Source organism: Alkaliphilus pronyensis (genome assembly GCF_009017275.1).
Lineage (GTDB): Bacteria > Bacillota > Clostridia > Peptostreptococcales > Natronincolaceae > Alkaliphilus_C > Alkaliphilus_C pronyensis.
This window is the reverse complement of the sequence record NZ_WBZC01000062.1, coordinates 1-23,951: the sequence shown is the minus strand read 5'-3', so window position 1 is coordinate 23,951 and position 23,951 is coordinate 1. Positions and strand designations below refer to the sequence as shown.

The following is a 23,951-nucleotide window of genomic DNA, read 5'->3' as shown; positions in this document are numbered from 1 at the left end:
ACATGTGTTACAAAAGAGTTCATGCAGGATGTCTATGAAATTAAATGTGATGTAATCAAAAGAGGAATTTCCCCTTGCAAAAAACAGTGATAGATGATAATATAATCACATCATAGTGTCCATCAACCGCAATAGAAGTTGCTTTAAAGTTACTAGAATTACTAACTTCCCCTACTTCATCTAATAAAGTTAGAGAGATAATGGGCTATTAAGTTATTCAAATTCAAATGAACTGTTTAGTGGTACTATAAAATCTTCAGTCATCGGGACTCCCTATAACAGCATGTTTACAAAAGGTGTGGGCGGGCACGTATTGAGGGAAAGATCAGCCCACCACATCCCTTAACTGGTAGCGAAGCTCCGCAAAGATGGTCTATCTTTTGGGTCTGGCTCAGGGACGTCGTAAACACGGAAACGTTACACGAAACCACTTTACTCATTTCGGAGTATTCCTTTTGGGCAAAACCGAATATGGCTAATAAATGTGATGATTAAGGCGTATATATTAGTAGAATTAAATTACAATAGGTTAAAAGGGTTAGGTGGAAAATTATATGAAAGCGAGGTGTGGTGATGGAAGATAATAGAACACTCAATGTAAATTACCGTAAAGCAGGAATTATTATGACCCCATTCGTACTTATAGGATTAACATTAGCATATTTTTTAGGTGCTCCATCAAGTGCATTAGCGACAATAGCTTTTTGTGGCTTAGGGTGTGCTTTGATTCTTATTATGTTGGGTAATAGAGTAAAAGTACAAAAAATGTGACAAATAAACCTACTGTAGAAAGTATTTTATAAAATAAATTTTCCTACCTAACCTATATTGAAATTTAAACTTGAGAAATAGACTATTCCAAGACCATAAGAGTAGTTCTATGTATAGAAAAAGGACAAGTTTTTATTATAGAATACTTATGTGTACTAAAAAAGTTGATGTAGAAACTCTTAAACACGTAAAAGCTGAGTAAAATAGCTTTGTCTAACAAGATATTTACGTTTGTTGGAGGAGGGAGTTTTAGCGGGTCCCCAAGGGGAATTCCTCTTAGGTCGCCCTCACACATTCCTTAACCTAAGCGCGTCGCAACAGTCGGTGCATTAATCCTTATTCAGGGCATGAGCACCTCCTTCTAAGGTTGAGAAACGTCGTAAAAACGAGAACGTTACACGAAATCATTAGAGTAACAGTGGCTAGTAAAATGATTCTTTTGATGAGAATATAAACTTATATGAGTAAAAATTATATAATTATTATATAAATAACATTTTGAAAAAGGTGGTGTAAACAAGTGAAATGGGAAGAAGTAAGAAAAATATATCCTAACAGATTTGTTAAGATTCAAGTTCTAAAATCACATATTAATGACAATATTAGATATATTGATGATATGGCAGTAATAGAGTCATATGATGATGATAGAGAAGCAACAAGAGAGTTAGTGAGAGCAAAAGACGATATTCTAGTTTATCATACTGCAAATGAGAAAATTGAGATTGAAATAAAACAAATATTTGGATACAGTGGTGCTGTTTGATGAAATTAGAATTTAGAGATGGGCTAATATTCACTTCAATCCAAGTAGTTTACAAAGGAAGAACTATGGTAATTAAAAATGTAGTAATAGACACGGGAGCAGCTGAAACCATTATTTCTCCAGATGTCGTTGAAGAATTAGGGGTAATAGCTGAACCTACTGATAAAATCAATTCTTTTTACGGAGTGGGAGGAAGTCTTCATAACTTTTTTACAAAAATGGTTGATGAAATTATTTTAGATAAAAAGAAGCTTTCAAATATTAAAGTTGATTTTGGAATCATTGATCCTAGAGGATGTATAAATGGACTATTGGGACTCGATTTACTTATGAAAATTGGAGTAGTAATTGACTTAAAGGAATTATCAATTAGAGTAGATAAGTAAACTGTTATATAGATAGTCGCCTCAGTTGCGGCTATCATTTATTGCTGTATGACTCCGTGTAACACAATGTTTACGGAAGGTGCTGGCGTGCACGTTTAAAGGGAGAGGTCAATACACATTTAATAAAAATGAGTATTTCCTTTTACCATGTAAAATTCTCCTTATTTCAATTACATCTTCAGTAACTACATAAAAGATAAGATAGTACTGTACAACTAATGCTCTATAGTTTAGATATTGTAATCTTGTATCTTTCGTATTATGTCCAATAAAAGGAAAATTTTCAAGCTTGGAAATTGATGAATCTAATTCATCAATAAAACTAATCGCAGCACTAAGGTTATCATTTTGGATATATTCCAAGACTTCTAAAAGGTCTTTTTCAGCTATTGGTAAATACTCTATTCTATATTTCTTTTTCATTAGCTAAAAACCTCATTTTACTCATTAACTCTTTATGCGTTATTCTGGGGGTACTTGAAGAGCTTTCAGCTTCTGCTATACTGAGTTTCTGGTATAGGTCTAACAAAGCCTGTTGTTTCTCATATAGGGCAATACTCATAACTACTAAATAACCTTGTCCATTCTTAGTTATAAATACTGGTTCATTTTCTTGATGGCAGATTTCAGCTATTTGATTAAAATTGTTTCTTAGGTCAGAAACAGGTCTGATATTTGGCATTAGTCCCAACTCCTTATCATAATTTATAACTATATTATATCATAATAATGATGAAAGAACACATTTTTGACCAGATAACCATATGTTTAAGGAAGGTGCTGATTGGCACGTATTGAGGGGGCGAACAGCGCACCACATCCCTTCACCGGGAACGAAGTTCCGCCAAGAAGTTCTATCTTTCGGGTCCAGTTCGAAGGCGTCGCAAACACGAAACCGTTAGATGACAGACTAGTAATGTTTGATGTAGTCTTAATATTATAAAAATTTGGAAAAGATGATATAATGAGATTGAGGTGAAGAATATGAAATCAATCAATCAGCTAAAAGAAAAAAGAAATGAAATACATAGAATTGCTAAATTATATGGAGTAGTTAGATTATGCTTGTTTGGATCAGTAGTACGTGATGAAGATAATGAGAATAGTGATATTGACTTCTTAGTTGAATTTGAAGAAGGAAGAACCTTGTTTGACCTTATCAGATTAAAACAAGACTTGGAAGCATTGTTAAAAAAGCCTGTTGATGTAGTTACGGAAAAGTCCTTACATCCTTTATTAAGAGAAAAAATTGAAATAGAGGCGGTGCAAATATGAAGGATGATAAAATTTATTTAGTCCATATCAAGGATTGTATAAAAAACATCCAAGAGTATACACATTCTGGTGAAGTGTAATTTTATCAATCAAAGCTTGTACAAGACGCTGTAATAAGAAATCTAGAAATAATTGGAGAAGCATCTAAAAAAATATCTAGTGAGTTGAAGCTTAAAGAATATGATATTCCATGGAGAGAAATGGCTGGATTAAGGGATGTTTTAATTCATGATTATTTTGGAGTTGATTTAGATATCATATGGAACGTTGTAAAAAAAGAGTTACCAGGAATAAGAATTTCTATTGAAAAGATAATAAATGAGATATAAAAAGGGAGTTATTATAAAAGTGATAACTCTCTTTGTCCATCATCTAACAACGTGTTTATAGCAAGGGTACTGGCTGCATGTGTCAAGGGAAAGTCAGCGCACCACATCCCCTCACTGGGAGCGAAGTTCTGCCAAGACGATATATCTTTCGGGTCCAGTTCGAAGGCGTCGTAAATACAGAAATGTTAGATGAAATAGTGATATCATTTTAGAATATCACTCTGGGGTCAATAATAAATATATTAATTAGTATCCAATATAATTATTATGATTTTATCAGTTTTTATAGGATTGATGAACTAATAGACCAAATATAACATATGCAAGGCTAACTAAATATAGTTTTAATTTTAGGAGGATAATATGATCCAAAAAGATTGGTATTTTAGTAATCAAGATTCTATTTGTAGCTTTAGAAGTGCTGGCGTATTAATAAGAAACAACAAAATTTTACTGCAACGTGATAAAGGTGGAGCAGAATATGCTTTGCCTGGTGGCCACGTTAAAATCGGAGAGACTGCGGCAGAGTCATTGGTTAGAGAATATAAAGAAGAAACAGGAGCCATTATTACCTGTGAAAAACTTGTATGGATAGAAGAATGTTTTTGGCATTGGAATAAAAAATCAGCAAATACAATTTCATTCTATTATTTAATAAGTCTCGTTAACAACTCTGAAATTCCTGATAACGGTGAATTTATATCTCAAAAAGACAATTGTGATGTTTTATTAGGTTGGATGCCATTGGAAAGTATTCAGTCTTTAACTATTTATCCTTCGTTTATAAAGGAAAAGATATTTAATATTTCTGATAATGTAGAACACTTTATAACAGTAGAGTAAGTGTTTTATATGTTAAATTTTTGATCTACAATCTATCCCGCTATTTAACTACGTAAAGATGAATAGTGACTTAAGTTTTGCTTTTAGTAAGGCGTTGGAGAGTGACATTATTTCAGAGAACGACTCTGAGGTCATTACAGACTTATTTTAAAGTGTTATAGCAGTTTGAGAAAGATATTTGGTTAGTGAACCTCAATTATATTTAAGGAGGTAATAGAGTTATGAAAAATAGAACTATTTTTGCGTTTGTAATGTGGATAATTATGATATTAGTCTTGTCAGCTTGTTCAAATAGTGGAACGCAAAGTGATATATCCACACTTCCAACGCAATCTTCTGGACAGATTTATTTATACGGGGAAATCCATGGTAACGAAAACATTTTAGATAAAAAATTTGAATTGTGGTACGAAAAATATCACAATCAAGGGATGAGACATTTGTTTATCGAAAGTGCCTATTTTACTGCAGAGTTTTTGAATATATGGATGAAAGCAGACAACAATGAAATACTAGATGCTATATATAGGGATTGGTCTGGTACTCTTGCTCAAAACCCTAAAGTAAGAGAATTTTACAAGAAGATAAAAAAACATTGTCCTGAAACTATTTTCCATGGGACTGATATTGGACATCAATACCATACTACAGGTCAACGCTTTTTGGAATATCTTCGAAATAATAATTTAGAGACCTCACATCAATATTTACTTGCACAGGAAGCTATAGATCAAGGCAAGCATTTTTACAGAAACCATGATCGTGTGTACCGTGAAAATAAGATGGTTGAGAACTTTATTCGTGAATTTGATAAACTAAGTGGTGAAAGCATTATGGGAAGTTATGGTGCGGCACATACTGGATTAGAGGCGATGAACTATACTAACTCTGTGCCAAGCATGGCAAATCAACTAAAGGAATATTATGGTGACATCATACATTCAAAAGATTTGTCTTATTTAGCAATGGTCATTGAACCGTATAGAGTAGATATAATAGAGGTTCTTGGAAAAGAATATGAGGCAATGTATTTTGGAAAAGTGGACATATCAGCATTTAGCAAAGATTATGCATATAGGGAATTTTGGCGTTTGGAGAATGCATATGATGATTTTATGGATAGACCTAAAACTGGGTATGTATTACCTTACGATAATTATCCCATGCTGGTAGAAACAGGGCAGATTTTTGTTATAGACTACACAAAAACAGATGGTTCTGTCATGAGGATGTATTATCGTTCCGATGGATATGTTTGGAACAATAAGACGTTAACAGAGGGATTTATAGTAGAATGACATAAAAAATAAACATTATCAAAACTTATATAAAATGATGAATTTAGCTTAGTCTAGTTACTGGAATTATGCAAAAAAATGCACATTATTTTAACTAGGCAAACAGTTGTTTTATAGATAGATATAATATAAATATTGAGTAGAAATTAATAGAAAAGTTTCTTTTCGCAAAAATTTAAGTAAAGTATTGGAAAGTGGTATCACTCCATCATTTAACACTGTGTTTAACGCAATGGTGCGGGTGGGTACGTGTTGAAGGAGTGATCAGTGCACCACATCACTTCACCGGGAATGGAATTCCGCTAGGACAGTCTATCTTTTAGGGCCGGCTCAGGGACGTCGCAAACATTGGAACGTTATCTGCAATCCTTAGCATAATGCTGAGATAGTAGTTGCTTTGATGTTGAAAAAAGGAATAAGTAAGATTCTGATGCTAATTATTATTCATTTAGGAAGGTGAGTATAAAGTGGAGCGAGTAAAATTAGTTTGTTTTGACTTGGATGATACTCTGATCAGAGAAATCCATTCCGTTATGTTACCATGTATTTTAAATGGCAAAGAAAAAGAACATTCTTTTATTCAAGAACAGGAAGAAAAAGGTGTGATTAACTACATATCAGCAGATTACCTTAGAGCGGAATTGCTTTTAGGTCTTGAGGAAAACAATATTGCCAAAAATTTTTTGAAGATTGCAAAACCTTTAAGGAATATCAGAAATGTAGTGGATGCATTACATAATCATAAAATTAAATGTATTGTAATAACTGTTGGACCAAAGCAAGTCGCAAAAGTTGTTTGTGATATTTGGGGGTTTGATGGATATTATGGTAGTGACTATGAAGTGGTGGATGGAGTATTTACAGGAAAAATCCTTAAGTATATTGGGGCTGAACAAAAAATTGACTGTTTAATAGATTATTGTAACAACAGTAAAATAAGACCTGAAGAGTGTATTGCTGTAGGAGACGGTTCAATAGATATTCCAGTTTTTAAATACTGTGCAAAGTCAATCGCTATAAATAGTTACCCGAAAGTTCGAAAGAGTGCAACGTATGCAATTGAGACAGATGATTTAACAGATATTCTTAAATACATAATATGAGAAAGATCCAAATTATTTATACTTAGCATTCTTCATAAAATCGCCATCAATGAATAAAAGGAATTGGTTTGGTGCATACAGAGTGTTTTGTTAACCGGACAGCAGATAACATTGTTTTTGCGCAAAGGTGCCGCAGGAAAGGTCAGTGAAACTTAGTCCATAGCCATAACGAAGCAAGGTCGGAGAACCACATCTCTTCACCGGGAGCGTAGCTCCACCAAGGGTAAGGGTCAAGAGGGTCCAGCTCAAAGGCGTCGTAAACACTGGAACGTTATATGAAACAAGTGGATTACTTCTGAGCAACTACCATAGGGTCTTAATTTATCAACTATTTGGAGGGTCATTATATTTTACATAGGATTTTAAATGGAAGTATAATTGGAAAAGGGGAAAAAACTATGAATTTATATGAAACATCAGCATTATTTAATCAAAATATGTCTAAAAAACAGCAGGATAAACTTTTAGACTTTTATAAGCAAGTGTTTAGCCAATATCAAATAACTAACATTCATGATTGCTCCATAGGAGCAGGTGGTACAACTATACCATTAGCTAAACTTGGGTACCAAATTTCAGGTTCTGATATAAGTGAAAACTTATTATCAAAAGCAAAAGCCAACTTCGAAGCAGAAGGTTATAATGTTGAACTTTTTATATCTGATTTTCGAAAACTGAGAGAAGTATTACCTAATACATATGATTGCATAATTTCGACAGGAAACTCTTTACCACATGTCAACAATCAAGATGTAAGTAATTTTATTAATAATATTTCTACAAAAATAAATCAAAATGGTTTTATATTTATTGATATAAGAAATTGGGATAAAATTCTCAATAAAAAACCAATTTTCAAGGCGAGAGACCCTTTTGTTATGACAGAAGAGGAGCATGTTAGTCTATATCAAATATGGAACTGGCATGATGATAGCTCAGTAGATTTCATCTTTGTGACCTCAATTGATAAAAAAGGTAAGCATGAAAAGACATCACTTACTTATGCTCCTACTTACTATCCTTTAAGGTACGATGATTATGAGAAAATGTTAAATGAAAATGGATTTGAAATAAAACAATGCTTTGATGTTGATTGCTTATGGCTTAGTTCTAATAAAGAAGAGATTAAAAGAGTAAACTTCAAAGAAGATTTTGACAAAATTAATTGGTACGCTGTACTTGCACAAAAAGTAAGATAAGAATTCATAGTTTTATTAGTTTTAGCAAAGATAAAGTAAAAATGATAAAGTGAGGCAGGCTTCAAGGGGCTTATCCACTTGCTTCATATAACACAGTGTTTACGGGAGGTGCGGGCGGCACGTTTTAAGGGAAAGGTCAGCGCACCACATCCCTTCACCGGGAAGGAAGCACTGTCAAGACGGTCTATCTTTTGGGTCCAGCTCAAAGGCGTCGTAAACACTGGAACGTTATATGGCAGAAAAGTAAGGTTGTACTTAATCAAAATTTGCAGGACTAAATTGTTATTACTTCATATGGAAGTTTTACAAATAGAATAGATACAACAGAAGAAAAATAAGAAGTAATATAGTTTAGGGATAGGGGGAAGAGCATTGCTCGCAGTTAAAGAAATAGTTGACAAAGATTTAAAAACTAGTATTACATTTGAAATTATGAATTCATTACCCACGTGGTTTAGCCCACCAGAGCATATTGTGGAAAAGTCAATTGAACATAGAGAAATGCCATTTTTTGCTGCTTTTGATGAAAGTAAAGTTATTGGATTCATCGCTTTAAAAGTGCATAACGAGTACACAGTAGATATGTATAATTTAGGTGTGTTAGAAGAATATCATAGACAAGGGGTAGGTAATACCATGCTGACAGCTGTTGAGAGTTATTGCAAGGAAAATGGATTTAAGTTTATTACAGTTAAAACACTTGATTCTTCTGCACAATATGAACCATATGAACGTACAAGAGCGTTTTATTGTAAGAATGGATTTTATCCTTTAGAAGTATTTCCTTTATTTTGGAATGAAGAAAATCCTTGTTTATTCTTAGTAAAATATATTGATTAGTACATATTATTCTTAATAAACAAATCAAGTTGCCAGATAAGTGTAAAATAAGACTACTTAATGATTATAAGGGAGTGAAAGTATTGGAAAAGGATAAACAATTACCATTGGCTATAATTATATTAGCAATTAGTATAGTTTTTAGTTCTATATGGATAGGACAATCTTTAAAGCAAATTGGGTATGAAAGAAATGAGATTGCTAAAGAAAGTGTTTCTGTTAGTTCACTACAAAGTGATATTTTAGGACTTGAAGAAGCTGCAAAATATTTAGATATCAGTAAGTCAGAACTACTATATATTGTAGAAGGAAAAGGTTCAACTATCAACTATATTAAAATTAATGGTAAATATATATTTAGTAAAGAAGGATTAGATAAGTGGGTACAATCAAGTAGATTGGAAATACAACAGTAATTTTTATTTAAATTATTTAGAAATAAAATAAACGAGTTAAGTTGCCAGATATGTGTAAAAAAGTTAGAAAAAAGGACTTAACTAGAGAGTTTCAACTGATTCCGCCATATAACAATGTATTACACAGGGGTGCGGTATTAAGGTGACTAGAACTTAATCAATAGCTATAGTGAAGTAAGATCAGAGGACCACATCCTTCACCGGGAGCTAAGTGCCGCCAGGACTATCTATCTTTAGGGTCCAGCTCAGGAACGTCGTAAACACTGGAACGTTATCTGACATTGCTATGTAAGGAGGTGATGGAGATGAATAAAAGAAAAGCTTTAACTGTTCTACTTATTCTGTTAATAGTGGTAAACATATTTATTATAAATGATTATTATGATATACAAATGGAGAAAACTCAATTGGAAAAAGCAATTATTATGAATGAGTTTAGTGAAAGGGCAAAAGCATGGAGAAATTTCATTCAATTTACAGGAAATCTATCCTCTAAAAAAGAAAAATACTTTCCAATTGCTGAAGAAGAATCTAAAATACACTGGGAACTAGCGAAGCCGATGGAATCGATAATTGTGAAAGTTACAGACAAAGTAAATCCTAATTATTCTTCATACAGCGAGTACTTAATGTTTTTAGAAAAATTTGATTTAGAGTATGAAGCAATTATTAATCTATTTAAATTGAAACTACCATCAATGAGTAAAGATCAAGTAATATCTTTTTCTAGTCAATTAGATGAAGCATACAGTTTTTTTATTGGTGAAGCCATAGGTGAATGGACTGTTGGTGGTGACGGTTATTTAGATATAAAATTTGAACCTGCTAAAGATAAGCTTAATCTAGTAATTGAAATGATGATTTTGATTAAAGAAGAGATTGAAAGTATCTAATACTACGAGACTATCACATAACATAGTGTTTACACAGGGGTGCTGGAGGCAAGTTCACCGAAACTTTATCCATAGATAAAGTGAATAAGGATTAGGCACCACATCCCTTCACCGGTAGCAAAGCTCCACCAAGCCAGCCTATCTTTCGGGTCCAGTTCAGGGATGTCGTAAACACAGAACCCCCCTCTGTTAGAATAGTGTGTCTATAATAGATAAAGTATGGTAAAGACAAAATTTCAATACATTTTAAAATAAATATGTATAAAAAGAAAGAAGGATATTAATTATGGCTACTTTTGAGGATTTTTTGAAGTTAGATATTAGAGTAGGGGAAATTATTAAAGCAGAAGTTTTTGAAAAAGCTAGAAAGTCTGCATATAAACTATGGGTAGATTTTGGTGATGAAGTAGGTATAAAGAAATCAAGTGCTCAAATTACCCAGTGCTATAGTATGGAAGAACTGATAGGCAAGCAAGTATTAGGGGTAGTAAATTTCCCACCAAGACAAATTGCAGATTTTATGTCAGAAGTATTGGTATTAGGAGTTTATGCTGAACAAGGTGTTGTATTAATCCAACCAGAACAAGGGGTAAAAAAGGGAGATAAATTAGGTTAATTCACAATTTTCTTAACATACGAATCAATTTGCTAGATATGTGTAATAAAGTAAGAAAGAAGGACTTAACTAGAGAGTTTCAACTGATTCCGCCATATAACAATACTTTTACGTAAGGGTGCCGAGTGCAAGTTCACCAAAACTTATCCATAGCCATAGTGAAGCAGGATCAGGCACCACACTTTTCTCACTGGGTGCAAGCACCGCCAAGAGGTACTCCTTTTGGGTCCAGCTCGAAGGCGTCGTAAAAACTGGAACGTTTTATGACATTATTTTTTAATAAGTTATAGGCAAGGGCAGTGAACTATAGCTAAAAAACAACTTAATGTTATGATATAATTTACATATAAGTCAGCTCCTACAAGAATGGGGTTAATAATGAAATGGAAAGAAGTAAGAGAATTATGTCCCAATCAGTTCGTGAAATTTCAAGTTTTAAAATCCCATATTGAGGGTGATACTGAGCATGTTGACGAGATTGCGTTAATTGGGCCAGTGGAGGAAGATAATGCGACAAGAGAATTGCTAAAGTCTAAAGAAAATATTCTTGTTTATCATACTTCAAAAATGAAATCAAGCTTAAGATTAGGACAAGAATTGGTTTAAGGAGAGCCTAATGATTATGAAAATTATTTATAGAGACGACTTGATTTTTACAAGCGTTGAAATTAATTATAAAGGACAAAAGAAGAAAATTGACAATATAGTCATTGATACAGGGGCATAGCACACTTTGATTTCTCAAGAATCTGTCGATTAAATTGGCATAAAGGTAAGTGCTGAAGATGAGCTAGTTGTTTCATACGGAATATGTGGGTAAGAGCATGCATTTTCAAAGGAAGTTGATCAAATCAGTGTTGGGAATTTCTATATTAAAGAATATAAATTGCATTTCACAACATTTTAATATGAAGACATAAATGGCCTGTTGGGTTTAGACATACTAACTCTTGGTGGCTTTACAGTAGATTTGAAAAACCTTCAATTATATCAAAAAGAGTTTTAATGGAAACTCTTTTATTTTACACACCAATGGTAATATTATGTATTTAATGAATAATATGTAGCAAAAATAACGTAATATAACCATATGTTTAAAGAAGGTGATGGTGGGCACGTATCAAGTGAAAGGTCAGGCACCACACCTTATCGCTGGGTGACAAACATCACCAAGACGGTCTATGTTGGGGGTTCTGCTCAGGGACGTCGTAAACACGGAAACGCTATATAACATCGGTATATTTTTTAAGATACAACTTAACGAGTAAAGTTTGTTGAAAAGAGGTGTGGTGGAATGATATCTCGAAAGAGATCTAAATTACCATATTATTTTGGAATGTATATTATTCTATTCTTTGCATATCAAATAGATATAGTATATGCTAACTCATCATGGAGATGGCTGACTTCAAGTCCCAGAGAACTATTACCAATTGCAATAATCTTCACTTTAGCCATTGAATATATAGGTATAGTGGTTTTTGGCAAGGTAAAACAGATGAATTGGAGAAGAACAAAGATTTTGGGGATTATTATTGCTGCTAATATTGCCTCATTTCTCCTACCATTTGTTATGAGAACAATTGCTATGAGAGCCACATCTGTTAATTGGTTAGAAGCATGGGAAGATGCGTTCGGTGCAGGTCCATTTTATATAGTTTTATTTGGTTACTTGTTCATAACCATATTGTTTGAAATACCAGTTATGTATGGAAACCTGAAGAAGCATACAATGTCAAAAAAATTATTATTTAGGTTAATTATAGCTTTAAATATTGTAACGACATGTATAGTTGCGGTTTTAGAAAGAATCCTGTATAAAGGACAATGGTAAAAAAGATTATAACTAAGCCCCCCTCTAAAACAACTGATAATATGCCGACGTTACCTAACAAAGTGTTTACGCAGGGGTGCTGGAGGTAAGTTCAACCTAACTTAGTCCATAACCATATTGAAGTAAGGTCAGGCACCACACCTTCTCATTGGTTGGCAAGCATCGCCAAAACGGTCTATCTTTTGGGTCCGGCTCGATGGCATCGCAAATACCAGAACGTTATCTTGCATCTAAGATAATGGCTATGTAGTGTGAACTATAATGTTATAACCTTTTTGATTAATTTAATAAAAATGAAAGGAGAAAACTAAAATGAAATGTGAAGTATGTGGAAGTAAAGTATCAGTAAACTATGGTAATGCATATACAGCTTTATGCAGTAATTGTTCTGACACAGAAGCAGGCCATAATGAATTGAAAAAAAAAAGACTATAGAACATAAAATTAATAAAGTATCAATAATGAATATCAACAAATTGGTTGAGGTTCTAGGGGTTGCAAGTTCCATAATTGGAATTTATCTTATGGTAGTAGGTATAGCGGAAAGTAACTTCTCAAACTTACTAAGTGGAGTATTAATTGTTACTTTTGGGGTAGGAACATATGCATTTGGCAATATAATTCCATATATAGTATCTATAGAGACATGTATTAGAACATTAAAAGACGAGTTAGTGGAAAAAAACAAGGTTACTAAAGGTGAAAAAGAACTGTAAGAGAAGCCTATGTGGAGTGGCAGACTTAGTTCTACCCAGACGGCCTATTTCAGGGGTCTAGCTCAAAGGCGTCGTAAACACTTGAACGTTATACTAAAGTTAAAAATATTAGCTATACTAAGGAGATTTAATTAAAAACATATTTTAATGGGGTGATTTCATGGTGAAGGCTAAGTATTTAATTATTGTAATGGCAGTAATAATAGCTCTATTAGTAATACTTCAATATAACCAATATAATGAAAACACTGAACTTAAGAAAGAAATTGGTAGAATTCATTACGATAATATTCATTATGTTAAGGTACATGTCATTTCAGAGATAGAAGAGTTGTTAAATGAGTCCTACAATATAGAGAAATATTTATGTATGAACCAATGGAAATTTAACGAATTTATAACATTTGGCTTGCCAGCGGGCTTCTTTGATATTTACTTTTCATCAATAAAACATGATTATCAACTATTAACACAAGAGTTAGAAGCTAATAATGAAGATAATATTGATGCCATAAAGCAAAGGCTAATAGCTAAGCTCATTGTTATAGAGGATGAACTAGAATTAATTCAAAATCATTGTGGAGAAGATCTAACTAAATATTATGAACTTACACAAGATAGTGAGTTAATAAGAAAAGTGGAAGCAAGAATGCAAAAAGAACTAATAAAAATTAAAAGTCAATAAGGAGTTTTTATAGTGAAATAACAGGATATGAAAAATGGTCTACAGTAGACTTAAAAGAAAAAGGTTGGTCTCATGATAAAAACTACCGCGTACATACATAAAGTGGAGAGCAATTTTTATTACACATATCAGATATATCTGAATATTAAATAAAAAAAGAGATTATATCACATTAAGTCAAATAGCAAATTTAGATATAAATGTATTCGAGTTAACAACTTTTGGTGTGTGTAATGGAGTGAAAGAAGTATTTATGCTTCTAACCTAGATAGAAGGTAATGATTTGGAAGAGGTATTACCTTCCTTAAGTGAGAGTGAACAGTATAAACTTGTGTTTAAGGCAGGAGAAATACTAAGAACGATGCACCAAGTATTTCCAGATATAGAACTAGCACCATGGGAAGAAGGATTTAATAGGAAATTAGATATGAATATTGAGAGGTATAAGTGTTGAGAAACGTCGCCACTAAAAGGTGATGTGACATCACAATATCGGTGCAGGACGTTGGGTTCACCTGATTTGTCTGATGCTTTGAACACTAAAAAAAGGTGAAAAAACGCTGAATTATTTTAGAAGAATTATCAAATGATTTTCTGTACATTATGTATAAGAAAGAAAATGAGGGAGGTAAGGATGATTACATTTTTTATAGTTTACTTCACACCTATGCTTTTAATTGTATTTGGAATATTAATTAAATATTTTAAACAATATTGGCTTATTGCTGGATATAATACTGCCTCTAAGGAAGAGCAAGAAAAGATAGATATTGAAAAATTAGGACGATTTATAGGTAATATAATGTTTATTTTAGCAGGTATTAACATATCAGGTCTTTTTTTACGATATTTAGATTATAGGCTACTGGGAGATTTAACTTGGGGATTATTCATAATTGTAATTATATTTACTGTAGTGAGAGGACAGCATTTCTTTAAAGAGAATAACTTTAGCAATGGAAAAGTGAATCGCTTAAGTTTAATAGTGGTATTAATAGTAATGTTGCCTGTGCTGATATTTGTGTTTGGATTAATTGGTTATGGAAATGTTCAACATGAAGTAATAGTAGAGGAGGAAATAATAAGAATTACTGGTATGTATGGAACTTCTGTATCTAAGGAAGCTATCACCTCCATCGAATTACTTGATGATATTCCCAATATTGAAAGAAAGGTCAATGGATTTAATTTAGGAAATGTGCGTAAAGGGATTTTTAGATTGGCGAATTGGGGCAATGGACGACTATATTTACAATCTAATAAGGGTCCATATATTAGTATCAGATATAATGTAGAAGGCTTTATTTTAATCAATTATAAGAGTCCAGAGGAAACAATAAAGGTATACGAGATGATTTCTTTTAATTAATAAGGTGGTATTCCTTCGAGGTCCAGTTTGAAGGTGTGGAGAATGGCAGAGATGTTCTCCAAAATCACAAGCAAAGGTTACAATATCCTGTGGCAAATAGAGAAGAATTATTCAAAAAACTGTTTTAATGCATACTTATGGATTATAGATTGTTAAAAAAACTTACAAATAACCCAAAATAGCAATTCAGATAGTAGAGTAAAATATAAATTAAAAATGCTGATAAAGGCAGATAGATTAGTTATAACTGAATTAAATGAAAGCATGATAGAAAGCCTACATCTGAATTAATTAGATGATGACAATAGACGTTTTGTACCTGTTAGGGTATTCGAAACGGTTGATGAAGCACGTGAAGCTGTAGAACGGCTTATTTCTTGCTTTCGAGGTAATGAAGGACCTTATGCTTATCCCATATTGCTACAAAGTGGAGAGAATATTGGATATGTACAAACAAGTCCAGTTGAGAATGGATGGGAAATTGAATATCATGTTGCTAAGCCATTTACATGCAATGGATATTCAACAGAAGCAGTAACTGCTTTTTTACCAGTGATAATGAAAAAACTTAAAATATCGGATATTTATGGAACTTGTATTGCTGAAAACATTGCCTCGCAAAGAGTATTGAGTAAGTGTGACTTTGTTATGGAATACTCAGGCATGGGCAAATATCAAGGTGTTGAGAAATCAATTTCAGATATAAATATAGTATAAATTTCTATTGGCAGTTTTATCAAAAGAGTAGACACGATAATAATAAATTATGATGTAAAGTAAAATAACAAGTTGTGGGGAGAGAAAGCATGGAAAGAATAGTTTTATTAAAGATTAAAGAGCAAATGATTGATGATTGTGTGGATTTGTATATTAATACATTCACTAAAGAACCCTGGAATGATATTTATGAATCAAGAGAGCAAGTAGTGGAATTTTTTAATAATCATTTTAACAATAATTACTTTGTAGGTTATGCAGCTTTGTTAGATGATAAGCTAGTGGCCTTGAGTATTGGCATGAAAAAGCCTTGGATAAAAGGTTTTGAATATTATATTGATGAATTTTGCATTAGTTACGAAATGCAGGGTAAAGGTATTGGAAGCTGGTTTTTAAAAGCAATAGAAGAGGATATTAAAGAGGAAGGAATGAAAGCAATCATATTAAACACAGAAAAAGATTATCCAGAACACAAATTCTATGAAAAAAATGGTTTTAAAACACTAGGTGGTTTGGTATTCCTAGCTAAATAGTGGAACATAAATATAAATCTATATATGAAGGCAATAGATCGGAATAACTAAACAATGTGTAATTGATATTATACACTTAGAAAAGAAAGTGAGGGACAGAAGAGTTTCACCAAAGGATTATAACTGATTCCGCCACATAACAGTTTTTGCAAGGACTCTAGAGGCAAGTTTACAGAAAAAATAATTCACAGCCATAATGTAGAGAGTTTAGAGCATCGCATCCCTTCACTGGGAACGAAGCACCGCCAAGACATTCTAACTATTGGGGTCAGTTCGAAGGCGTGGCAAATACAGAAGTGTTAGCCACAGGATCAATTAGGCGCTTTAATACAATTTATATTTATATATGGACTATAGTAAGATTAAAGAATGAGATGATAAACTTGTATTTGTAACGAAGATAATGAGAAATTACTCTTGTATCAAAACAGAGCTACAGAAAATTTATGTTAATAAGAGGAGAAAACAATGAGTGAGTTTAATATAGGCACGATCGTGCCCTTTGGCGGTTATGATTGGCGCATCCTTGATATACAAGGCAATGCAGCCTTGATTATAACTGAAAATATAATAGAACAACAATCCTATACTAATCGCAGTGGTGATGTGACATGGGCTGACTGCTGGCTTAGAGAATATCTTAACGGAGAGTTTTATAATAAATTCACCGAGGCTGAACAATCTAGGATCAATCTAGTGTTAACCAAAAACTACGATAATCAGTGGTATGGTTCAAAAGGTGGAGAAGATACTAAAGATTACATATTTCTTTTAAGCATTGAAGAAGTAGTGTGCAAATATTTCGGTGACAGTAGTAAAATCCTTGAAAACCGCAGCGCCAAGCAAAAATACTGGTTTGGAAGCAAAGACAAAAACAACAACAAGCGAAGAGCCACCTTGGATGGTTATGTATGGTGGTGGTGGCTTCGTTCGCCAGGACGAGACAATAAAAGAGCCGCATATATACACGGTGATGGCAATATAGGCATTCAGGGAAACGGTACTTTCCGCTACAATAGCAAAAATGTTCTCCCTTCTTCAGGAGATAATAGAGGTGGAGTTCGTCCCGCTTTGTGGTTGAACATGGAACTATAAATCTTTTATTGATGGGGTGCTCCGCAATGAGGACATACAGCATCATTGGATACAGGAGTATCAGAAGACATAAAAGAATATAGACGTAGTAGTTACCTAAGAATTAAAAGAAAGCCAAGAGAACCGTCCCTGCGGATGTGCGATAATATATGTAAAGGCGATATAGTATAGAATTTTCTATACGTAGTAGAACAACATGTTTGCACAAGGGCCAATCATTAGAGATATAAGCTTAGAGAAGTGAAGGCTCACACCTTCTCATTGGCAGCGAAGCACCGCCAAGGGGTAGGGTCAAGTGGTTCCAGCTCAGGAATGTCGTAAACACATAAACGTTATCTGCAATAACACGATGAGACTACCATCAATAGCAGGATTTGATAATCAAAAACCCTCAAATCAATAATTAATTTTTTGTTTATTCAAACAAATGTATAGATTGCTCGTATTAAAAAAATGAAGGGATGTAAAGTCTTTACATAAGAAATAAGCGATGTAACTACTCGGTGCAGTTATAAATCTGGCAGCAAACCGCATCGTTTTTCATAATACCCAAAAACGAACAATGAAAAGAGGTTTAGTTATGAAAAAATCACCTTATTTAAACATAAACCGCATTGAATTCTTTACAACCTACCAATGTAGTGGAAAATGCAAGCATTGTTCTGTAGGCAAAAAGATTAACAAGAGTCCAGATTTTAAGCACATAGCGTCTAAACAAGCGTCAGATACAATTAAAAAGCTTTCTCAATTATTTTCTGTGTCTTCTATAATGACTTTTGGAGGAGAACCATTATTATATCCTGATGTAGTTTATGAAATACATGAAACAGCCGCTTTATGTGGCATAGGTACAAGACAGCTGATAACAAATGGCTATTTCTCTAAAAATGATGAAAGGCTAATGAGTGTTGCATCAATGTTAAAGAAATCGGGAGTTAATAATTTATTGCTATCTGTTGATGTATTCCACCAAGAGTTTATTCCATTCCAACCAGTCTATAATTTTGCCAAGTATGTAAAAGAAGTTGGTATTAATGGATTTCAGCTCCATCCTGCTTGGGTTGTAAATGAAGTGTACTATAGTCACTATAATTTAAAAACTAAAGAAATACTCGCTAAATTTACAGATTTGCAAATTCCTGTTTCAAATGGAAACAACATTTTCATGGGGGGAAACGCTGTAGAATACTTAGCTGAGTATTACGATAAGCCTCAATTAGATTTATCTGACTCGTGTGGGTCAATGCCCTATACAGAGCCATTAACAAACATATCTTCAATACAAGTAATACCGAACGGTAATGTTATGGTTTGTGGATTTGTAATTGGTAATATTTATAATGAGAGCATAGAAGAAATTGTGTACCGTTACAATCCATATAATAATGAATGTATGAGTGCAATCATGACAGGGGGTGCTTCAGCCCTAATTGCATTTGCAAAAAGAAATAGAATAACAATAGATTATACAAAGTGTTATAGTATCTGCAATATATGTCATAAAGTAAACAATGAATTATCAGCCTATAGCCTTACGACATGATGATGTTATTTATTATGTACTTTTAGAGTTTTGTTTTAGGGAGTGCCCTTCATGGGACTCTCTGAACAAGAGGCTGTGGCACTACAGCAAACTATCAGCTATGTTTGAAGGGAGAGCATAAATGAAAATCACAAAAAAGGTGAATACATTATTAATACTAGTTTGTATAAGCTTTTTATTTACGAACTGTACTAAAACTGATGAGGAGATAAGTGACTTTACAACGCATTCTAATGATTATTATACTATACAATATCCATCAAACTGGCTAGAACCTGAAGGAGACGACTCATATGTAGTATTCTCAAAGGATGATGATCAATTATCATTACATGTTACAACAAACCGCATCAATCCATATACAGATAATTATCTTGAAGAAAAGATCAAGAAAACAGATTTTGACGTTGAAGAATGTATTATTGGTGGAAATAGAGGATACAAAGTTAAACTTAAAGTAAATGATGAGATAAGCACTGCATACGTTGTTCAAGAAAAAGATTTATTTTTAGAAATGAATTTTGTATGTGAAGCTGATAACTACAGTTATTATAAATCTACGATAAATCATATAATAAAAACTTTTGAGTTTAATAACTTTGAGAAATTGGAATATAGCAGCAAATATGTTAGTGGTGATAGAGATGCTAAATGGTTAGCTGATATTGATTTTTTATCAGAGCAATTACCTAAGCATCATAAGAACTTATTTTTAAAGTTGAAAAAGAAGACTTTATAAGTAAGGTAAGAAGCATAAAAGAAAGAATACCTTCATTGACAGACGATGAAATGATTGTTGAAGTGAGTAAATTGCTAGCAACTGTAGGGGATGCACATACATCACTTTCATTTGATTCAAAGGGAAAATATCCTTTTGTATTTTACTGTTTTAATGATGGAATATACATAATAGATTCTTTGCCCGAGTACAGTGAGTTTATTGGATATAAACTAATAGGTATAAATGAAAAAAGCATTGAAGAAGTAAGAAATCTATTTCGACCTATTATTTCTCATGAAAATGAAGCATGGTTCAAATATAAATTTGCAAATAATTTAGTCGTTGCAGAATTTTTAAGTGGTTTGAGTATTACAGAATCAGAAACAGCTAACTACATTCTTATGGACAAAAACGGGTATGAAAAGAGTGTTGAAGTTAGAGCTAGGCCATTTAAAAAGATGGATTTGGTAAGTAGAAATATTGATAAATCTGAAAGAATGTTGTACTTAAAAAATAGTGATATAAACTACTGGTATGATTTTCTTGAAGATGATAAGCTATTATATTTTCAATATAATGTTTGCTATAATATGAGAGGTAAATCGTTTTTAGATTTTAACAAGGAGCTTTTTGACTTTATAGACGATAACCCTATTAATAAATTAGTAGTTGATTTAAGGAATAACAGTGGAGGAAGTACACTTGTACTGGATCCGTTTTTTGTCGAACTCAAAAGAAGAGAGAGTCTAGATCATCCCCAAAAACTGTTCGTAATAGTTGGAAGAAGAACATTTTCAGCTGCAATAGGAAACACTTTGAATTTTGATAAAGAAACTAACGCGACTATTATTGGTGAACCTACTGGGGCTAAACCAAACCATTATGGAGAAGTTCAATTTTTGGAATTAAGCAATACTAATATTAAAGTTAAATATTCAACGAAATATATTGAAATCACAAGTGAAGACTTAGATTCATTTGTCCCAGATATAATTGTTGAACAAAACACAGATGATTATTTTAACAATATAGATTCAGTAATGCAAAAAATATTAGAAATAAATTAAAAAATAAAGTTGGGATTGACGTTGGAGATGAGGTTATAACCTGACAAAAAACCCGTCCCTTAGCTACGCACATCCATTCAACAGATGCAAGCACCACCAAGGAGAAGCTCTTTGGGAGATAGACTAAGACACAACGTAAACCCTGGTACGATATGTGACATCAAAACTAGTGTGTTATAGTGGTGGATATCGTAGGTGAATATAATTAATGTTTCGTAGTAGATGTTGGTGGGAAGGGAAATTAGAATATTTGAGACGAGGAGTTACACTATGAAAAAAGCTACAAATATGATTTATGGTAAGCGAAAAATGATTTTCTTGGCAGTGATTTTAAGCATTGTTGTTTTGTTAGGTATGGCATATTTTATCACCTTTGTTTATGGAGCATACATTAATGTTGAAAATTACGGTGTTAGAGAAGTTTTAGTAGATGAGAGTAGCTTGAATTTCAAAGGATATACAATTAGTAGTGCACAAGCATTTAGTGGGTATCAATATAAAATCAAAGGTGAAGATGTATATATAAAGATAAGGTATAGTATGGTAAGCAGATTTAATCGTAGTGGAAATGCTGACATCAATATTGAAGGCAACTTTGAAAATGTAAAAAATGTATATTTACAGGGAAGGAAAAAGGATGACGTTAGGTTGATATGGAGTAAGTAGGTAGAGGTAATTTAGGGTAGTTGAAACGCATTTCTTTAGTGTGAAGTACAGGTAAGGAAGGTGAAGCTATGGCGATGTGGAATCCGTGGAGAGGTTGTCGTAAGTATAGTGAAGGATGTAAGTTTTGCTATATTCACAAAGGTGACAGCAAACGAGGAGTTAACACCAACAATGTAGTAAAAACCAATAACTTTAATGCTCCCATTGAACAAAATAAACAAGGCCAATACAAAATAAAATCAGGACAAACAGTCTATCTGTGTTTTTCTACAGATTTTCTTATAGAAGATGCAGACCAGTGGAGAAATGACTGTTGGTCTATGATGCGAGAACGTCCCGACTTGCATTTTATCTTTTTGACAAAGCGTATTGAAAGATTTATGCATTGTATTCCCGATGATTGGAATGGTGGCTATGATAATGTGACAGTTGGTTGTACAATAGAAAATCAGGATAGAGCGGATTTTCGACTTTCAATATTTTCAAAGCTTCCTATAATACATAAAAATATTATTTGTCAACCTCTTATTGAACCGATTAACATTAAAAAAAATCTTAATGATGTAGAGCTAGTTGTAGTTGGAGGTGAGTCAGATTATAATGCTAGACCTCTTAATTATGACTGGGTTTTATCAATTAGAGAACAGTGTATTGACAAGAATGTTCGCTTTGAGTTCAGGCAATGTGGTACACATTTTATAAAAGACAACAAAAACTATACTTTAAAAGTTAGAGAGCTGTGCAGTCAAGCAAAAAAAGCAAATATAAACTGCTAAATAATTATTTAGTAAAAGCTTTGAGCATCCTTTGAATTTGTAGATATAAAGTTGTTTTTATAGAGTATATTGGCAGAAGTATGATCAGTCTAGGAAACATAGAGCTAGACCTAAAGACCTTAAGCATAAAGCATAGAAGAAAATGGAGATGATATAAGGTGAATATGTTTATAAAAAACCTTTTAAGTATTCAGCCTAGTCAACTTTATATAAATAGAGAAAAGCTGGATAGAGTAAATGAATATTTAGATTCTGTAAATATTGGGGATATTGATCCTCTCCCTATAAAAAAATAGGAGACAATATCTTTTTTACTGATGGTCATACTAGGGCATATGCACTTTTAAAAAGAGGTATAAGAAAAATTAAAGTATATTGGGATAAAGATAACTTAGATTGGAAGTTTTATTTAAATTGTGTTAGTTTATGTAAGAAAGAAAAGATATATAGTATAGAGGATTTAGAAAACAGGATAATAGGCTAAAAGGATTATTTAGACTTATGGATTAAAAGATGCGAAAAATTATCTGAAAACTTAAAGAAGGAAGAAGAATTAATTTCAAAATTGAAGAGGTAGTCGATAGTCAATTAAAAACTAAAGTTTGCAAAGCTGTATTGAAAGAGTTACTGGAATGGTTAAAAATATCTATAGTCCAAATGAAAACTTGTAACGTATTACTACGATGACATAACAGTACTTTAGCCACATCGCAATATGGGAGGATAAATGAAAGCGAGGCTGACTATTTTTAAGAGGAGTTGAAATAATTATGAAAAAAACAAGAAAAAAAACAGTTATGCAGGAGGTATCGGAATGGGCTGTGTATTTATTAATAGCTTTAATAATTGTACCATTCTTAAATAGTGAGGTATATGCATTGACTGAAATAAAAAAAAGCTCTATGGAAAACACATTATTCGAAGGAGAAAAACTATATGTAGATAAGATTTCTTATCATTTTTCAGAGCCTAAAACTGGAGATATTGTTGTGTTTCTTCAAGGTGAAATAAATGAAGGATTCAATGAAAGATTTATAAAAGTACTACAAGATATGAAAATGAAGTTCAATGGTGAAACTCGCAGAAATAGATTTGTTAAAAGGGTGATAGGAGTACCAGGAGACAAAATTAATATTAAAGATGATAAAGTTTACCTAAATGATAAACTTCTTGATGAGAAATACATTAAAGGTAATACAATCAAAAGCTCAGTTGAGTATCCTGTTATTGTCCCTAAAGGAAAATTATTTGTAATGGGAGATAATAGAGAAAAAAGTGACGATAGTAGGAGATTTGGCTTTGTGGATATTAAGAGTATTGAAGGAAAAGCAATATTTAGGCTTTGGCCAATTAATAAATTAGGAGAACTAGAATAGGCATGAAAACATGTGTGACAGATAATACTGGAACGTTAGTAGAAGCTAAATGCAGAGGAGTATGCCGTCTATGGGATAAAAGATAAAAACATACAAACGAGCTTCCTGTGATATTGTA

The 23,951-nt window shown here is 32.7% G+C and carries 29 protein-coding genes and 2 pseudogenes; 29 read left to right on the top strand and 2 right to left on the bottom strand.

What is annotated here, in order from left to right; translation table 11 throughout:
* The first annotated feature begins 573 nt into the window (after positions 1–573).
* The 3 genes from F8154_RS13495 (at position 574) to F8154_RS13485 (ending at position 1,923) form a co-directional block, all read left to right on the top strand.
* Positions 574–771: a hypothetical protein gene (locus F8154_RS13495; protein WP_151862151.1), complete on the top strand. Its 198-nt coding sequence runs from the start codon at positions 574–576 to the stop codon at positions 769–771.
* A 520-nt stretch (positions 772–1,291) separates the two neighbouring features.
* A complete protein-coding gene (locus F8154_RS13490) occupies positions 1,292–1,537 on the top strand; it encodes a hypothetical protein (RefSeq protein ID WP_151862150.1) in 246 nt (81 codons plus the stop codon).
* Positions 1,537–1,923: a retropepsin-like aspartic protease gene (locus F8154_RS13485; RefSeq protein WP_151862149.1), complete on the top strand. Its 387-nt coding sequence runs from the start codon at positions 1,537–1,539 to the stop codon at positions 1,921–1,923. Before F8154_RS13490 ends, F8154_RS13485 begins: the two co-directional genes overlap by 1 nt.
* 108 nt (positions 1,924–2,031) lie before the next feature.
* On the opposite strand, the gene F8154_RS13480 is transcribed toward F8154_RS13485, so the two are convergent.
* Positions 2,032–2,346 carry a type II toxin-antitoxin system RelE/ParE family toxin gene (locus F8154_RS13480; RefSeq protein WP_151862148.1) on the bottom strand — a complete coding sequence of 105 codons (315 nt, stop codon included), beginning with the start codon at positions 2,344–2,346 and terminating at the stop codon, positions 2,032–2,034.
* On the bottom strand, positions 2,330–2,605 hold the full coding sequence (locus F8154_RS13475) for a type II toxin-antitoxin system prevent-host-death family antitoxin (protein WP_151862147.1): 276 nt from the start codon (positions 2,603–2,605) through the stop codon (positions 2,330–2,332). The genes F8154_RS13480 and F8154_RS13475 overlap by 17 nt, the downstream gene beginning before the upstream one ends.
* 302 nt (positions 2,606–2,907) lie before the next feature.
* Between F8154_RS13475 and F8154_RS13470 the strand changes: the two genes are divergently transcribed.
* The 26 genes and pseudogenes from F8154_RS13470 to lepB all read left to right on the top strand — a co-directional run bounded on the left by F8154_RS13470 (position 2,908) and on the right by lepB (position 23,833).
* Positions 2,908–3,198 (top strand): nucleotidyltransferase family protein, encoded by a 291-nt coding sequence (locus F8154_RS13470; RefSeq protein WP_151862146.1) that lies wholly within the window; start codon positions 2,908–2,910, stop codon positions 3,196–3,198.
* Between the two features lie 92 nt (positions 3,199–3,290).
* Positions 3,291–3,527, top strand: a pseudogene (locus tag F8154_RS15435) (HepT-like ribonuclease domain-containing protein); the annotation flags it as partial.
* A 363-nt stretch (positions 3,528–3,890) separates the two neighbouring features.
* On the top strand, positions 3,891–4,370 hold the full coding sequence (locus F8154_RS13460) for an NUDIX hydrolase (protein ID WP_151862145.1): 480 nt from the start codon (positions 3,891–3,893) through the stop codon (positions 4,368–4,370).
* A gap of 221 nt (positions 4,371–4,591) precedes the next feature.
* Entirely contained in the window at positions 4,592–5,668 is a 1,077-nt protein-coding gene (locus F8154_RS13455; RefSeq protein WP_151862144.1) for a hypothetical protein, read from the top strand.
* A gap of 467 nt (positions 5,669–6,135) precedes the next feature.
* Positions 6,136–6,771, top strand: a complete 636-nt coding sequence (locus F8154_RS13450; protein WP_151862143.1) for an HAD family hydrolase — start codon at positions 6,136–6,138, stop codon at positions 6,769–6,771.
* A 398-nt stretch (positions 6,772–7,169) separates the two neighbouring features.
* On the top strand, positions 7,170–7,970 hold the full coding sequence (locus F8154_RS13445; protein WP_151862142.1) for a class I SAM-dependent methyltransferase: 801 nt from the start codon (positions 7,170–7,172) through the stop codon (positions 7,968–7,970).
* A gap of 372 nt (positions 7,971–8,342) precedes the next feature.
* Positions 8,343–8,810, top strand: coding sequence for a GNAT family N-acetyltransferase (locus F8154_RS13440; RefSeq protein WP_151862141.1), 468 nt, complete (start codon positions 8,343–8,345; stop codon positions 8,808–8,810).
* Between the two features lie 83 nt (positions 8,811–8,893).
* Positions 8,894–9,226 carry a helix-turn-helix domain-containing protein gene (locus F8154_RS13435; RefSeq protein ID WP_151862140.1) on the top strand — a complete coding sequence of 111 codons (333 nt, stop codon included), beginning with the start codon at positions 8,894–8,896 and terminating at the stop codon, positions 9,224–9,226.
* 305 nt (positions 9,227–9,531) lie between these two features.
* Positions 9,532–10,119: a hypothetical protein gene (locus F8154_RS13430; RefSeq protein WP_151862139.1), complete on the top strand. Its 588-nt coding sequence runs from the start codon at positions 9,532–9,534 to the stop codon at positions 10,117–10,119.
* Positions 10,120–10,405: 286 nt separating this feature from the next.
* Positions 10,406–10,735 carry a tRNA-binding protein gene (locus tag F8154_RS13425; protein ID WP_151862138.1) on the top strand — a complete coding sequence of 110 codons (330 nt, stop codon included), beginning with the start codon at positions 10,406–10,408 and terminating at the stop codon, positions 10,733–10,735.
* Between the two features lie 378 nt (positions 10,736–11,113).
* Positions 11,114–11,341, top strand: a complete 228-nt coding sequence (locus tag F8154_RS13420) for a hypothetical protein (protein ID WP_151862137.1) — start codon at positions 11,114–11,116, stop codon at positions 11,339–11,341.
* A gap of 688 nt (positions 11,342–12,029) precedes the next feature.
* Entirely contained in the window at positions 12,030–12,569 is a 540-nt protein-coding gene (locus F8154_RS13410; RefSeq protein WP_151862136.1) for a hypothetical protein, read from the top strand.
* Between the two features lie 312 nt (positions 12,570–12,881).
* Positions 12,882–13,004 carry a hypothetical protein gene (locus F8154_RS15570; RefSeq protein ID WP_279237196.1) on the top strand — a complete coding sequence of 41 codons (123 nt, stop codon included), beginning with the start codon at positions 12,882–12,884 and terminating at the stop codon, positions 13,002–13,004.
* A 26-nt stretch (positions 13,005–13,030) separates the two neighbouring features.
* Complete coding sequence (locus F8154_RS13405; RefSeq protein WP_151862135.1) at positions 13,031–13,285, top strand: hypothetical protein; 255 nt, start codon at positions 13,031–13,033, stop codon at positions 13,283–13,285.
* A gap of 160 nt (positions 13,286–13,445) precedes the next feature.
* Complete coding sequence (locus tag F8154_RS13400) at positions 13,446–13,970, top strand: hypothetical protein (protein WP_151862134.1); 525 nt, start codon at positions 13,446–13,448, stop codon at positions 13,968–13,970.
* Positions 13,971–14,253: 283 nt separating this feature from the next.
* Positions 14,254–14,424, top strand: a complete 171-nt coding sequence (locus F8154_RS15220) for a hypothetical protein (RefSeq protein ID WP_192930308.1) — start codon at positions 14,254–14,256, stop codon at positions 14,422–14,424.
* A gap of 180 nt (positions 14,425–14,604) precedes the next feature.
* A complete protein-coding gene (locus F8154_RS13395; RefSeq protein ID WP_192930307.1) occupies positions 14,605–15,339 on the top strand; it encodes a DUF3784 domain-containing protein in 735 nt (244 codons plus the stop codon).
* Positions 15,340–15,657: 318 nt separating this feature from the next.
* Positions 15,658–16,056: pseudogene (locus F8154_RS13390) on the top strand (GNAT family N-acetyltransferase); the annotation flags it as partial.
* Between the two features lie 89 nt (positions 16,057–16,145).
* On the top strand, positions 16,146–16,589 hold the full coding sequence (locus F8154_RS13385) for a GNAT family N-acetyltransferase (protein ID WP_151862131.1): 444 nt from the start codon (positions 16,146–16,148) through the stop codon (positions 16,587–16,589).
* A gap of 468 nt (positions 16,590–17,057) precedes the next feature.
* Positions 17,058–17,684: a DUF6273 domain-containing protein gene (locus F8154_RS13380; protein WP_151862130.1), complete on the top strand. Its 627-nt coding sequence runs from the start codon at positions 17,058–17,060 to the stop codon at positions 17,682–17,684.
* A 580-nt stretch (positions 17,685–18,264) separates the two neighbouring features.
* A complete protein-coding gene (locus tag F8154_RS13375; protein WP_192930306.1) occupies positions 18,265–19,227 on the top strand; it encodes a radical SAM protein in 963 nt (320 codons plus the stop codon).
* 121 nt (positions 19,228–19,348) lie between these two features.
* A complete protein-coding gene (locus tag F8154_RS13370) occupies positions 19,349–19,966 on the top strand; it encodes a hypothetical protein (RefSeq protein ID WP_151862128.1) in 618 nt (205 codons plus the stop codon).
* A 35-nt stretch (positions 19,967–20,001) separates the two neighbouring features.
* A complete protein-coding gene (locus F8154_RS13365; RefSeq protein ID WP_151862127.1) occupies positions 20,002–21,015 on the top strand; it encodes a S41 family peptidase in 1,014 nt (337 codons plus the stop codon).
* A gap of 270 nt (positions 21,016–21,285) precedes the next feature.
* A complete protein-coding gene (locus tag F8154_RS13360; RefSeq protein WP_151862126.1) occupies positions 21,286–21,681 on the top strand; it encodes a hypothetical protein in 396 nt (131 codons plus the stop codon).
* 68 nt (positions 21,682–21,749) lie between these two features.
* Positions 21,750–22,457 (top strand): DUF5131 family protein, encoded by a 708-nt coding sequence (locus F8154_RS13355; RefSeq protein ID WP_151862125.1) that lies wholly within the window; start codon positions 21,750–21,752, stop codon positions 22,455–22,457.
* 770 nt (positions 22,458–23,227) lie between these two features.
* Entirely contained in the window at positions 23,228–23,833 is a 606-nt protein-coding gene (lepB, locus tag F8154_RS13350) for a signal peptidase I (protein ID WP_151862124.1), read from the top strand.
* Positions 23,834–23,951: the final 118 nt, after the last annotated feature.

Excerpts from the sequence above, each read along its gene's own strand:
- F8154_RS13495 (WP_151862151.1), top strand. The coding sequence starts at position 574 with ATGGAAGATAATAGAACACTCAATGTAAATTACCGTAAAGCAGGAATT.
- F8154_RS13485 (WP_151862149.1), top strand. The coding sequence starts at position 1,537 with ATGAAATTAGAATTTAGAGATGGGCTAATATTCACTTCAATCCAAGTA.
- F8154_RS13480 (WP_151862148.1), bottom strand. The coding sequence starts at position 2,346 with ATGAAAAAGAAATATAGAATAGAGTATTTACCAATAGCTGAAAAAGAC.
- F8154_RS13475 (WP_151862147.1), bottom strand. The coding sequence starts at position 2,605 with ATGCCAAATATCAGACCTGTTTCTGACCTAAGAAACAATTTTAATCAA.
- F8154_RS13470 (WP_151862146.1), top strand. The coding sequence starts at position 2,908 with ATGAAATCAATCAATCAGCTAAAAGAAAAAAGAAATGAAATACATAGA.
- F8154_RS13460 (WP_151862145.1), top strand. The coding sequence starts at position 3,891 with ATGATCCAAAAAGATTGGTATTTTAGTAATCAAGATTCTATTTGTAGC.
- F8154_RS13455 (WP_151862144.1), top strand. The coding sequence starts at position 4,592 with ATGAAAAATAGAACTATTTTTGCGTTTGTAATGTGGATAATTATGATA.
- F8154_RS13445 (WP_151862142.1), top strand. The coding sequence starts at position 7,170 with ATGAATTTATATGAAACATCAGCATTATTTAATCAAAATATGTCTAAA.
- F8154_RS13430 (WP_151862139.1), top strand. The coding sequence starts at position 9,532 with ATGAATAAAAGAAAAGCTTTAACTGTTCTACTTATTCTGTTAATAGTG.
- F8154_RS13425 (WP_151862138.1), top strand. The coding sequence starts at position 10,406 with ATGGCTACTTTTGAGGATTTTTTGAAGTTAGATATTAGAGTAGGGGAA.
- F8154_RS13420 (WP_151862137.1), top strand. The coding sequence starts at position 11,114 with ATGAAATGGAAAGAAGTAAGAGAATTATGTCCCAATCAGTTCGTGAAA.
- F8154_RS13410 (WP_151862136.1), top strand. The coding sequence starts at position 12,030 with ATGATATCTCGAAAGAGATCTAAATTACCATATTATTTTGGAATGTAT.
- F8154_RS15570 (WP_279237196.1), top strand. The coding sequence starts at position 12,882 with ATGAAATGTGAAGTATGTGGAAGTAAAGTATCAGTAAACTATGGTAAT.
- F8154_RS13405 (WP_151862135.1), top strand. The coding sequence starts at position 13,031 with ATGAATATCAACAAATTGGTTGAGGTTCTAGGGGTTGCAAGTTCCATA.
- F8154_RS13400 (WP_151862134.1), top strand. The coding sequence starts at position 13,446 with ATGGTGAAGGCTAAGTATTTAATTATTGTAATGGCAGTAATAATAGCT.
- F8154_RS13395 (WP_192930307.1), top strand. The coding sequence starts at position 14,605 with ATGATTACATTTTTTATAGTTTACTTCACACCTATGCTTTTAATTGTA.
- F8154_RS13385 (WP_151862131.1), top strand. The coding sequence starts at position 16,146 with ATGGAAAGAATAGTTTTATTAAAGATTAAAGAGCAAATGATTGATGAT.
- F8154_RS13380 (WP_151862130.1), top strand. The coding sequence starts at position 17,058 with ATGAGTGAGTTTAATATAGGCACGATCGTGCCCTTTGGCGGTTATGAT.
- F8154_RS13375 (WP_192930306.1), top strand. The coding sequence starts at position 18,265 with ATGAAAAAATCACCTTATTTAAACATAAACCGCATTGAATTCTTTACA.
- F8154_RS13370 (WP_151862128.1), top strand. The coding sequence starts at position 19,349 with ATGAAAATCACAAAAAAGGTGAATACATTATTAATACTAGTTTGTATA.
- F8154_RS13360 (WP_151862126.1), top strand. The coding sequence starts at position 21,286 with ATGAAAAAAGCTACAAATATGATTTATGGTAAGCGAAAAATGATTTTC.
- F8154_RS13355 (WP_151862125.1), top strand. The coding sequence starts at position 21,750 with ATGGCGATGTGGAATCCGTGGAGAGGTTGTCGTAAGTATAGTGAAGGA.
- lepB (WP_151862124.1), top strand. The coding sequence starts at position 23,228 with ATGAAAAAAACAAGAAAAAAAACAGTTATGCAGGAGGTATCGGAATGG.